The sequence below is a fragment of the Anaerococcus senegalensis JC48 genome (assembly GCF_000321005.1).
GTDB lineage: Bacteria > Bacillota > Clostridia > Tissierellales > Peptoniphilaceae > Anaerococcus > Anaerococcus senegalensis.
Window position 1 is genome coordinate 1 of the sequence record NZ_HE578908.1, and the last position, 13305, is coordinate 13305.

The following is a 13305-nucleotide window of genomic DNA, read 5'->3' on the forward strand; positions in this document are numbered from 1 at the left end:
TTTAAAGGTTCATGCGTCATTTGTAATGACTATTTAAGTCTACCACCTTTTTGAAAGCTTGTCAAGTTTTTTTTAAGATTTTTTTCATATTCTTTATTTAACTTATCGCTTTTCTTGGTGCCGACTATTATATTATATCTCGTATTTTTTTATTGTCAAGCTTTTTTTATATTTTTTTCAATATTTTATTTTCTTGACTATTTTTGAGATAAAAAATATAGCTGTTAATCAAACAGCTATATTAGTATATTATCTTTTTTGACTTTTGTCAAATATTTTTTTTATTTTTTATAAATTCTCTATTACTTCTTCTATATCAGGAAGTTGTGCTTGTGGATATTCTTTTGACCACTTTACAATTCCCTCTTCATCTATTATGATATTTGCTCTTTTGCTTGCTGAGTTTTCTTCATTAAATATACCATAAGCTTTTGCTACTTCTCCTAGTGGGAAAAAGTCTGATGCAAATTTTACGTTATCTATATTTAATACTGCAGCCCATGCTTTTTTTGATGGTTGTGGATCTATTGATAAGCCTATTACTACTGTTTCTCCTTTTTCTTGGATTCTATCGTAATTTCTTTCAAGCGATCTCATTTGATCTGCACATACTGATGTAAATGCAAGAGGATGTGATGATAGTATTACTTTTTTTCCTCTATAATTTTCTAAGTTTACATCTTCTGCATTTTGATCTTTTATATTAAATAATGGTGCTTTTTCACCTTTTTTTATTATTGACATTTATTCTCCTATTTATAATTCTGCTATTGCTTCGATTTCTAATAGTCCACCTTTTGGAAGTTTTCCTACTTCTACACAGCTTCTTGCAGGTTTATGATCTCCAAAAAATTCTGCATATACTTCGTTTACTGCAGCAAAGTCGTTAACATCGTCTAAGAATATATTAACTTTTACGATTTTTTCTACTGAAGATCCACCTTCTTCTATTATAGCTTTTACATTTTCCAATGATTGTTTTGTAGCTTTTTTGATATCATCTGATATTAACTCACCTGTTTCTGGTACTAATGGAAGTTGTCCTGATGAGTATACGAATCCGTTTGTTACTATTCCTTGTGAGTATGCTCCAACTGCTGCTGGTGCTTTTTTTGTTTGAATTATTTTCATAATTTCCTCCTATTTAGTAAACGTTATTATATTATGAGCATACTTTTTTTCTTGTTTTATTCAACTTAAATTAAAAAAATCTCAAATATTAATTTGAGATTAGTTTAATTTGTATTGATCTTTTATTATTTGTATATTTCTACTCAATTCATCACTTAAATCATCATAGCTTTCTAAATTTTTTATGTCTTCTTTTGCTTTTTTCATATTATTAAGAGATAAATTTATTTGTAGTCTATTGTAGGTCATTCTAGGGTCTTCTGGATATTTTTTTAGACCTTGGTTTATTATTTCTATTGCATCTATTGGTTTTTTTGTTGCATATAGACTTATAGCATAGTCATTGTAAAGTTCTCTAAATTCTCCGCCTTTTTCTAATGAATTTTTGAAAGCAAGGTTTGAATTTTCATATTGACCTACATTTTGATAGGCTACAGCTAGATAATAATACGCATCTGCTCTTTTTGTTTTTGATAAAAGTCTTGTTAGTATTTGTATTGCTTTGTCAAAGTTTCCTTTTCCTATATAATAAAGTCCTTCTTCTATTTCTGCATTATCAAATATCATTTTTATCTTTTCTCTAATTTCATCTTTAGCTTGTATATCTTTTGTTCTTTGGAGGGCATTTTCATAGTAAGATCTTGCCTTTATATATTCTCCAAGATTTGCATATATATTTCCAAGCTCATAATATGATAAGGGAAATTCTTCGTCTTGATTTATTATTTCTTGTAAAATTCTAAGAGCTTCTTTAATAAATTCATCTTTATATTCTGTATCTTCATATGCTTTTGGCCAAAGAATTCTAGCATAATTATAAGAATTGTATTTATCAAATGGATTTATTATATATCCTCCTCTTAGTAAGAGTAAAGATTTTTCAGGACTCTTTTCTATTATTTTTAAAGCTTTTTGTGATGTATAGGCACCTATATTTTTAATATAGTTTTCTATTATTTTTATATATGTTTCTTTGTATCTAAAATCTTTATCAATACCTAGATTCATTATTAGTCCATCTAAAATTATATCTAGGTTTATTTTATTTTCAAATTCTCCGCTTATTACATTTTCTGATAAGTCTTTTGTATAAAGTGCTAAGGGAGTTTTATTTAATAGATCATACGATGATTCTTTTTTTAGATCTATATATCCTAGTTTGTCTGTAAAATTCAAAAAATATTGGTCTATTTTTGCCATTTTATCCTCTCATAAATTTTCTTTGTCCATAAGAATGTTTTGATAATATTTTAAATAAATGTCCTTTATATAGTAAAAATATTGTATCCCATATTGATAGAAGAATTACAAATATAAATTCATTCCTAATTACCAAGGTATTTATCACTAATTTGTTTATTAAATATGTTTCTACTAATGTGTAAATTAGTGCATAAATTCCCCAAATAAATAGGTTGTTTTTTACAAAATTAAAGGAATCTATCAATATAGAAAATCCATAGACGCTCTCTATATAAACAAGCTCTATTACAGCCGACGTAAAAAACTTAAATATAATACTTACTATATTTAAAATAGTTGGATCAACTCCTGTAAGTAAATTATTTATTAAAAGTTCTACTATATAAATTGAAAACATAGCTGACATAATTAAATAGAAAAAATTCGATATTGAATTTTCTATAGATTTTTTGCCAGTATTGTTGTATAAGACTATAGATCTAAGAGCTTGAGCAACAAAACACAATATTAATATCTCTATTAAATAATTTATTAATGAAGAAAGATATGAAGAGTTTAACATAGATAAACCCTTCATACCTTCAAATACAGACCTAACTATTAAAGCAATGAACAGAATGTATGATTTTTTTATTTTTTTTACGCTTTCAGAAAATGCATATTTTGAAATTTCTAAAAAATCTATAATTCTTTCTTTCATTACATTTGTTCCACTGTTTTAATTCCTAATATTCCTAAACCATTTTTAATAACAATTGATGTAGCCTTTGTTAGTGCAAGTCTTTCTTCTTTTACTTTTTCATCATCTACTAATATTTGTGTAGAGTTGTAGAATTTATTGAATTTTTGTGCAATTTCCATTACTTTTCTTGCAACTACCGCAGGTTCAAGTCTATCTTTAGCTAATATTACTGCATCTTGGAAGCTTTCTAAAGCTTTAATTAAGCTATATTCTTCTTCTGAGTTTAATTTTTCAAAGTTTATTTTTTCAAAATTTTCTTTTCCAGCTTTTCTTAAAACAGATTTTGCTCTTGCATATGTGTAGTGTACATATGGACCTGTTTCTCCTTCAAAGTTTAATAATTCGTCCCAATCAAATACATAATCTTTGATTCTTGAATTATACAATTCTTGGAACTTAACAGCACCAATACCAACAATCTTTGCAGCTTCTTCTAAATTTTCTATTTGGTTATCTCTATCTTTCATGATTGAGTATGTTTTTTCTATTGTTTTATTTAAAACATCTTCTAAGAATACTACATGACCTCTTCTTGTTGAAAGAACTTGATCTTTTAATGAAACCATACCAAATTGTACGTGTAAGATTTCCTCACTTACATCTTCATGTCCCATTAAATATAATATTTTCTTTAATTGTTCAAAGTGTAATTTTTGTTGACTTCCAACAACATAAATATTTTTATCAAGACCATATGTTCTATGTCTATAAAGCGCTGTTGCAACGTCTCTTGTAATATAAGCTGATGAACCATTTGATTTAATAAGCATTGATGGTGGTAAATTAAATTCACTCAAATCTACTATATAAGCTCCATCAGATTCTACTAAAAGATTTTTTTCTTTTAATTCATCAAGTGCATCTGGCATCCATTTTGAATGGTAACTTTCTCCATGGTAATTGTCATATTTAATATCCAACATTCCATAAACTCTATCAAACTCTCTTAGTGATAGATCTTTGAACCATTGCCATAATTCAACTGCTTCTTCTTCTCCGTCTTCAAGATTTTTGAATTCTTGTCTAGCTTTTTCTTGATATTCTTCGTTATCTTCTTCTTCTTTTGTATATCTTACATATAAATTTAAAAGTTCATTGATAGGATCTTTATCAATAGCTTCTTTATCTCCCCAAAGTTTATAAGCTGCTATCATTACACCAAATTGTGTACCATAATCTCCTATATAGTTTGAAGCTGTAACATTATAACCTAAGTATTCATAAATATTTCTAATTACATCCCCAATAACTGTTGATCTAATATGTCCAATATGGAAAGGCTTAGCTATATTTACAGATGAAAATTCTACTAATTCATTAATTCCATTTCCCATATCACTTTTTCCGTAGTCATCTTCTTTTTCTAAAACTTCATTGATAACTTCGTTTGTTACTTTTTGTTTATCTAAAAAGAAGTTTACATAGGCATTTTCGTTCTCTATTTTTTCTACGCCATCAATTTCTAAATTTTTTGCTATTTCTTCAGCGATAAGTTTAGGATTTTTTCTCATAGTTCTTGCCAAAGTGAAACAAGGAAAGGCAAAATCTCCCATATTATCTTGAGGTGGAATTTCAATTAAATTATAAATTTCTTGGTAATCCAAACCTAGTTCTTTTTCTTCAAGCTTTTTCACTATAACTTCTTTTAAATCTTTCATATTTCCTCCAAAAATCATTTGAATTTTACAATTGTAACTCCATATCCACCCTCTTTTTCATTTCCAGGCCTAAAGGAGTCGATCATTTTATTATTTTTTAAATAATCGTTAATACCATTTCTCAAAGCACCAGTTCCCTTGCCGTGAATAATTTTGGCTTGATCAAGTCCTGATAACATAGCATCATCCAGGTATTTATCAAAATTTCTCAAAGCCTCATCATATCTTTGTCCTCTTAAATCAAGAGTTGGAGATATGTGCATGGCTTTTTTTGCCTTATAAATTCTGTTAGTATTTTCTTTAGTCTTATTTTTCGCTTTAACTTTGGTAACATTTTTTATATTAGAATCCATTTTCAAAATACCCATTTGTACTTTTATATTACCCTTTTCGTCAGGATTTTCAATAACTTGGGCCTTTTCATTTAATCCTTCAATAATTACAGTGTCTCCTACTTTTAAATTTTGTGGAGCGTTTTTACTTCTTTTTTCTTTTATAATATTTTCATCTTTTTCGATTTTTGATGATTTATATTTATTTCTTATATCATTTAAAGATCTATCAATATCCGAAACATTTGCATTTTTAGATTTTTTTGCGATTTTTAGCATTTCTTGACTTGACTCATTGGCTTCTTCCAAGATTTTATTTGCTTTTTCTTCAGCTTTTTTTATTATTTTCTTTTCTTCTTTTTTGATTTTTTCTGATAGAGATAAAAGATCATTTCTTGCTTTTTTAATTTTTTTCTTATAATCTTCAATTTCTTGATTTTTAATTTCCATCTCTTTTTTGTTTTGATCAAGTTCTTCTAGAATTGTATTAAAATTTTTATTATCTTCAGAAAGAATTGATTTGGCATTTGCTAAAATTTCTTTATTTAAACCTAATCTTTTTGAAATTTCAAAAGCATTTGATTTACCTGGAGTCCCTATTATTAATTTATATGTTGGTGATAAGCTCTCAAGATCAAATTCTACACTTGCATTCATCACTCCTTCTTTTTCCAAGGCGTAATATTTTAGCTCTGAATAATGAGTTGTTGCAAAAGTCATTGTATTTTTATTTTTCAAAAATTCTAATATTGAAATAGCAAGAGCTGCTCCTTCTGTTGGATCTGTACCACTTCCGACCTCATCTAATAAAACTAGAGAATTTTCAGTAATATTTTCTGTAATTTTTACAATATTTGTAAGAGATGCTGAAAATGTTGAAAGACTCATTTCAATTGATTGGGTATCTCCAATATCTAAAAATATATCGTCAAAAACATTTACCAAACTATCTTCATCGCAAGGAATATAAAAACCAGATTGAGCCATTAAAGAAATTAATCCAACTGTTTTCAAAGAAACAGTCTTTCCTCCTGTATTTGGCCCAGTAATTATTAAAGTATTATATCCATCACCAATTTTTACATTTATCGGAACTACATTTCCTTTCAATAGAGGATGACGAGCATTTTTTAAATTAATAATTTTTTTATCGGTAAGTTTTGGCATAGTATATTCATGTGCCAAAAAATATTTTACTTTCGCTTGTAAAAAATCTATTCTTTGAATTAATTTTTGATTTTCTAAAATTTCTTGATCAAAGCCTTCAACAAATCTTGAAAGTCTATCTAAAATCCTTCTAATCTCGTCACTTTCTTCGATTTGTAAATTTGATAAATCATTATTTAATTCAACAATTGCACTAGGTTCTATAAATAGAGTATTTCCTGTTTGAGATCTATCATGAATTATTCCATTTAAAACCGCTTTTTTATTTGTTTTTACTGGAAGTACGTATCTTCCATCTCTAATTGAAACTACCTTATCTTGAAGTGAGTCATCAAATTTTGATGAAGAAATATAAAATGATAATTTATTTTTAATTTCTTCTTCTTTTTTGCCCATTTTCTTTCTAATAGACCTTAAATTTGCTGATGCATTATCAGCTATTTCATCTTCAGATATTATAGACCTTTCTATCTCATCTTTTATAAAATCATTAGTAGAAATTCTATCAAATAAATCTTTTATATAAGGATCTTCTATATTTTCTCCATATTCTTTTAAATAATTGCTAACTCTCAATAAATCAAGAATTTTTAAAAGTTCAAATGGTTCAAGAATTCCTTTTTTTCTAACATATCCAATAATTTCTTTTAAATCATATAGGCCAAAAATATCAATGTTCCCATTTTCTACAATGACCTTTTCCATAGACTTAGTCTTATCTAGCTCATCTTTAATTTCATTTATATCATTTTTAGGATTTATTTTTGAAATTTCTTTTTTAACAAGTTCACTTCTTGCATAGGTTTTGAGTTTTTCCAAAATTTTTCTAAACTCTAAAACTTCTAAAGTTTTTTCCTGCATTAAATAACACCCCTGTCGTATCCAAGATTGTTAATCTCAATTTTTTTAATATTTTTAATATCTTCATTATTTCTAATAAGATACAATAAAGATACTGAATTTTCAATTTTTGTAAGGTCAATATTTGTAATTTCTTTTGAATAGATCCTAGATAAACCATCAGATCTTTTTATGTCAAATAGATTATTATCCTCATCTTTTATTTGAGAATTAGAAAATTTACAAGTCTCACATCCCTTTAGTTCACATTTTTTTATAGCAGAAAATGGACAGTGTCTCATATTCATAAGCTCAATTGGACCGTAAGCTAAAATTTCTGTAGGGTATTTTCTAGAATTTTTATTAATGTTTTCAAAAGAATTTTCTACAGATGAACAAATCATAGAAGAAAAATCACTATAAAAATCAAAAGAATAAGAATTGAAAACATTTAAATATCTACCTATCCTAATTTCAAATCCATTTTTCAAAAGTACATCTTTTAAAACAAAGTCCTTATAGTTATTAAAAACTACTCCCTTAAAATTTTTCTCTTTCAAAAAAGTAATAAAATCTAGGTCATATTTTTTATCAGCATCCATAATATAAAAAATATTTAAACCATCAAATTTTTGATCATAATTTCTCAAATAAATATTATCAAAATCTTTCAATAGAGAAGGGTCTATATCATTTGTTAATAATTCTATATTTTTTTCTCTTTTAAAAGTTTTATCTTCTTTCAAATCTCTTTTTTTAACTTTTATAGGATCATTTTTATAAAAAGAAAGTCTTTTTTCATTTAAAATGTCAAGTGCATTTCTTCTCATAGAATTTATATCTTTTTTTCTCAAAAATATATTAGAGTCAATATCAATTTCTACCTTTTCTTCTTTATAAATTGTATTTCCAAATTTTGTGAGATTTTCTTTTATGTCTTCTTGATTTAGGAAAATATTTTTACCTTCTTCGACTAAATTTTCACCTTCATAAGATATTTTTGTATCTTTATATTTAAGGGTAATTTTAGGATACTGTCCGATTTTAGCCTCAAATTTAACATTTAAAGGTAGATTTTCATAAGAATTTAGACCATAATCTAGATTTTCCTTTAAAATTTTTGAAGAAAGTAGGTAAATTTTTGACCCCACTTTGGCATCTGGAAAATCTTTTAATTCTACCTCTTGATTTTTTTTCAAATCTTCTGTCAAGGTCAAGGGAAGTTTTCTATTTTTTTCAGTTGTAACTTGAAGAATTGATTCTTTTATCAAATTTGAATTTGCTTTAAAATATTTTTTATTACCTTTTTTATAAACTTCACCAATTTCTCTATGTTTATTTTCATTTTCAAGGGCAAGATATGATGATTTTTGTCCAAAAATAAATCCATTTGTATAAGACCTATTTGAAATATCTCTTAATTGATCCTTATCGTAATAATTCTCATAGATTTTTTCTCTATAATTTTTTACAGTATTATAAACATACTCATCAGTTTTCATACGTCCTTCAATTTTTAAAGAATTTACTCCAACTTCTATTAGCTTATCGATATTATCAATTGTTGAAAGATCTTTCATTGAAAGATAATAATCTTCTCCCAAAATTTTTTCATCATTAATAAGCTTATATTTTTTTCTACAAATTCCTGCACATCTTCCTCTATTAGCAGATCTTTTACCAAGATATGAAGATAATAAACATTCTCCAGAAAAAGATACACATAAAGACCCATGAACAAAAACTTCTGTATCAATATCTAATTTACAAATTTTTTCTATCTCATAAATCTCAGTTTCTCTTGCAACAACTACCCTATCAAAACCAAGATTTTTGGCAGTAAGAGCCCCATCATAATCTTTTATTGCCATTTGCGTTGAAGCATGAAATTCTAATCTATGATTTGCTTTCTTATTTATGTCTTTTAGCAAAGAATATAGTCCAATATCTTGAATTAAAATAGCATCAGCACCATATTCAAAAAGTTTTTCAATATAAAAAATCGCCTTATCAATTTCTTCATCTTTTATAAGAGTATTTATAGTTATAAAAACTTTTCTATCGAACAAGTGAACATAATCAATCACTTCTTCAATATTATCTAAGGAGAAATTTTTGGCATAAGCTCTTGCACCAAAATCATCCAAGGCAAGATAAAAACTGCAAGCCCCTGCAGAAATCCCTGCATCAAGCATAGATCTTTTACCAACAGGAGCTAATATTTCAACATTTTTCATTACAAGTTTCCCTTCAAATCTTCATTTTCTTTTTGAAGATCAAGATTTTCTTCTTGTAACTTGGTCAAATTTTCTCTAAGTTTTTTTAGATTTTCATCTTTCGACTTATTAATTTTATTTTTATTATCAATTTCTGCATTTAGTCTATTAATAGTAGAATTTAAGCCATCGATTTTTTTCATAGATTCCATAAAATCTTTTTTAGACTTTTCGAAATCATCTTTTGTAATTTTATTTTCTTCTTCTAATTTCTCGTAAGCTTCTTTTATTTTAGGATAATTTTCAATAGGATCTTTAGCTTTTTCTCTTAACTTTTTGTGCTTGATTAAAATCCTATACATTTCATCAGCAATATTTACTGAAGCTAAAACAAGTTGGTTTTCACGAGTTAATTTATCATTATCAATTTCTCGAATTTTTTTATCAACATAAGCTGCAATTTGTTCAATCTCATTTTTTTCTTGATCACTTACCAAAGTGTAGTCCATGCCAGCAATATTAACAACAATTTTATTATCTGCCACTTTAACTCCTAACTACGCAAGTTTATATTTTCCTTACTTAAATCTTCTAAAAATTCTTTTTCAACTTTTTCAACCTCTTCATCTTTCAAGGTTGCATCTTTTTTGCCATAAGCTACCTTATAAGAAATAGATTTTTTACCTTGATCAATTTGATCTCCTGTATAGATATCAAATATCTCTATATTTCTTACCAAACCATCTGCTTTTTCAATAATTACATCTTCAATTTTTTGACTTTCTACATTTCTATCACAAGTAAAAGAATAATCACGAAGAATTGATGGAAATTTTGAAAGAGCTTTGTATTTAATTTGGTCTATTTTTTTATCCTTGATCATAGAAAGATCAATTTCTAAAGCTAGGGCAGAATTTTTAATTTTAAATTCTTCCATAACTTGATAGGAAATTTGTCCCATAATACCAATCTTCTCTCCATCAAGATAAATATTTGCACATCTTCCTGGGTGGAAAGTTTTGATATTTTCTTCAGTTTCAAATCTAAATCCTCTAAATCCAGTTTTATTCATTGCCTTTACAAAGAAATCTTTCAAATCATAGAAAGAATAATCTCCATAAAGCCCCATAGTCAAGTATTGTTTTTCTTCTGGAAGATCAGAGCCATCCTTTATAAAGGCTGTACCAATTTCATAAAATCTTAAATCTTTTTGTTTTTTAGCAATATTTTTTGAAAAAGTATCTAACATATTGGAAAGAAGAGTTGTTCTCATTACAGAATAATCTTCTCCCAAAGGATTAATTATTTTTATATAATCTCTTAATTTTGAATCTTCATCAACCAATAATTTGTCATAATCTCTTGGAGAAATAAATGAATATGTTGTAATTTCTGAGAATTTTTGTCCAAATAAATTATTTTTTAATTCATCTTTTAAAAGTCTCATAGGAGTTTTTTCTCCTCTTTGTAAAGATGAATAAAGAGCTTTAGATTCGATTTTTCCCATTCCATAAAGTCTTGCAACTTCTTCAATTAAATCTGCTTCTATTGAAATATCCATCCTAAAATCAGGAATTTTTGCTTCAATTGTATCATCATCAATGTCTTTTACATCAAATTCTAAAGCTTTCAAATAAGAAATTGCATCATTTTTAGAAAATTCTCTACCACTTAAGGCATTTAATCTAGAGATTCTTAGCTTAACTTTATTTTCTGGACTTTCTTTTATTCCTTCATCAAAATAATCTTCCAAAACTTCTCCAATTCCAAGATCTGTAATAAGTTTCATAGCTCTTTTTGATGCAAAATCAGCATTTTCTACAGAAATTTCTTTTTCAAATCTTGATGATGCCTCGCTTCTTAAATTTAAAAATTTAGAAGATTTTCTAATATTATCAGAATCAAAATTAGCTGATTCTAGAATAATTGTTTTAGTATTTTCTGTAATTTCGCTATCCATTGATCCCATAATTCCACCAAGACCAATAGCCTCTTTTCCGTCAGCTATCACCAAAACTTCTTCATTTAATTTTCTTTCTTCACCATCAAGAGTTTTAATAATTTCGCCCTCATTCGCATCTCTTACAATAATTTTTCTATCATGTAAAGTTTCAAGATCATAAGCATGAAGAGGTTGACCTGTTTCAAGCATTACAAAATTTGTAATATCTACAACATTATTTACAGGTCTCATTCCAGCAAGCATCAAATAATTTTTAAGCCATTGAGGAGACTCGCCAACTTTTACATTTTTTATAATTCTTCCTGTAAATCTTTTACAATTATTAGATTTGATTTCAATCCCATTAAAATAATTATCTTTTTTATCAGAAACTGTTGGATATTCTAATGATGGATAGGTGATTTTTTTATCAAAAGATGCAGCAGATTCTCTTGCCATTCCAATAATTGAAAGACAATCAGGTCTATTTGGAGTGATCTCATATTCAATTACTGGAGTATTAGAATATAAAACTTCAACTGCTGGTGTACCTGGCTTAAATTCACCAGATAAAACTATAACTCCATCCTTTGATTTTTTTTCAATAACCGAGTCATCATATCCTATTTCTTTATATGATGTAAGCATACCTTGGCTTACAATTCCAAAAAATTCATGATCATCAATTTTTTGTCCGTTTATTTTAGATCCTGATTTTATTAATATTAGATAATCACCCTCTTTTGTATTTTTTGCAGAAGTTACTATAGTAATTTCTTCTCCAACATCAATTGTAAGGACAAATAATTTGTCGGCATTTGGGTGTTTTTCTTGTTTTAAAACTTTCCCTACAACAAGACCATCAAGTTTATCAGAAATAAAATTTACACTTTCAACGTGAGATCCAGTTTCTGAGAGTCTATCTGTAATTGTTTTTAAATCTTCGTCTAATTTTATATAATCATTTTGCCAAATTAAAGGTACTAACATATTTCCTCCTAGAATTGTTCAATAAATCTTTTATCATTATCAAATAGTAATCTAATATCATCTAGTCCATATTTAACCATGGCAATTCTATCAACTCCAAGACCAAAAGCAAAACCAGTATATTTTTCACTATCTATTCCACAATTTTCGAGTACATTTGGATGAACCATTCCTCCACCCAAAAGTTCCATTGACCAACCAGTGTTTGAACAAGCAGGACAGCCCTTACCTCCACAAATTGGACAAGTTACGTCAACTTCAAGAGATGGTTCTGTAAATGGGAAATGGTGAGGACGATAACGCATTTTTATTTCATCTCCAAACATTTCTTTTATAAAAGTTTCAAGGGTTGCTTTTAAATTTGCTATTGAAACATTCTCATCAACAACCAAACATTCCAATTGATGAAACATTGGTGAGTGAGTTGCATCTACTTCGTCATTTCTAAAAACTCTTCCAGCAGAAACCATTTTTATAGGAAGTTTTCCTTCATTCATCACACGAATTTGCATACTTGATGTGTGAGGACGAAGAAGAGTATTTTCATTTATATAAAAGGTATCAGACAAAGATCTTGATGGGTGGTTTTTTGGTGAATTTAAATCATCAAAAACATTTTTTACAGTATCAATTTCTGGTCCTTCTACAACATCAAATCCCATATTTTGGAAAATTTCTTCAAGCTCTGCCATAGTTTGATTTATTACTGACATATGACCACTAGAATAAATGTCAAAATTTGCAGTTACATCAATTTTTTCTTCTTTTATTTTTTTATCTAAAAGAATTTTTTTAATTTCTTCTTTTCTCTCTTCAAGTTTATTTTCAACTTCATTTGAAGTTTGGTTTATAAGTTTTCCTGCCATTGGTTTTTGATCATTTGGTAATTTTGAAATATTTTTCTTTAATGATGTTATTTCACCTTTTTTACCAAGATATTTAACTCTTATTTGGTCAAGAGATTTTAAATCTTCACTTTTTTCAATAGCCTCGCTTGCTCTTTTTACTAAGGCTTGTAATTGTTCTTTCATTTTTTCTCCTTTAAATTTTGGTACAAAAAAACTGCCCTATAAAAGGACAGACT

10 protein-coding genes are annotated in these 13305 nt (G+C 27.2%); all 10 read right to left on the minus strand.

Annotated elements, in window-relative coordinates:
* Nucleotides 1–288: 288 nt before the first annotated feature.
* The 10 genes from ASHG_RS06540 to pheS all read right to left on the minus strand — a co-directional run bounded on the left by ASHG_RS06540 (nt 289) and on the right by pheS (nt 13252).
* On the minus strand, nt 289–744 hold the full coding sequence (locus ASHG_RS06540) for a redoxin domain-containing protein (RefSeq protein ID WP_004815650.1): 456 nt from the start codon (nt 742–744) through the stop codon (nt 289–291).
* 12 nt (nt 745–756) lie between these two features.
* On the minus strand, nt 757–1131 hold the full coding sequence (locus ASHG_RS06545) for a RidA family protein (protein WP_004818312.1): 375 nt from the start codon (nt 1129–1131) through the stop codon (nt 757–759).
* Between the two features lie 99 nt (nt 1132–1230).
* On the minus strand, nt 1231–2331 hold the full coding sequence (locus tag ASHG_RS06550) for a tetratricopeptide repeat protein (protein ID WP_040398448.1): 1101 nt from the start codon (nt 2329–2331) through the stop codon (nt 1231–1233).
* A gap of 1 nt (nt 2332) precedes the next feature.
* Nucleotides 2333–3034: a hypothetical protein gene (locus tag ASHG_RS06555; RefSeq protein WP_040398449.1), complete on the minus strand. Its 702-nt coding sequence runs from the start codon at nt 3032–3034 to the stop codon at nt 2333–2335.
* A complete protein-coding gene (gene argS / locus ASHG_RS06560; protein ID WP_040398706.1) occupies nt 3034–4734 on the minus strand; it encodes an arginine--tRNA ligase in 1701 nt (566 codons plus the stop codon). The genes ASHG_RS06555 and argS overlap by 1 nt, the downstream gene beginning before the upstream one ends.
* A gap of 14 nt (nt 4735–4748) precedes the next feature.
* Complete coding sequence (locus ASHG_RS06565) at nt 4749–7094, minus strand: endonuclease MutS2 (protein WP_040398451.1); 2346 nt, start codon at nt 7092–7094, stop codon at nt 4749–4751.
* Entirely contained in the window at nt 7094–9310 is a 2217-nt protein-coding gene (locus ASHG_RS06570; RefSeq protein WP_040398453.1) for a peptidase U32 family protein, read from the minus strand. The genes ASHG_RS06565 and ASHG_RS06570 overlap by 1 nt, the downstream gene beginning before the upstream one ends.
* The gene (locus tag ASHG_RS06575) at nt 9310–9834 is read right to left on the minus strand and encodes a cell division protein ZapA (RefSeq protein ID WP_040398455.1); all 525 of its coding nucleotides are present in this window, start codon (nt 9832–9834) and stop codon (nt 9310–9312) included. The genes ASHG_RS06570 and ASHG_RS06575 overlap by 1 nt, the downstream gene beginning before the upstream one ends.
* A gap of 8 nt (nt 9835–9842) precedes the next feature.
* Entirely contained in the window at nt 9843–12221 is a 2379-nt protein-coding gene (gene pheT / locus ASHG_RS06580; protein ID WP_040398456.1) for a phenylalanine--tRNA ligase subunit beta, read from the minus strand.
* A gap of 8 nt (nt 12222–12229) precedes the next feature.
* Entirely contained in the window at nt 12230–13252 is a 1023-nt protein-coding gene (gene pheS, locus ASHG_RS06585) for a phenylalanine--tRNA ligase subunit alpha (protein ID WP_040398457.1), read from the minus strand.
* Nucleotides 13253–13305 lie beyond the last annotated feature (53 nt).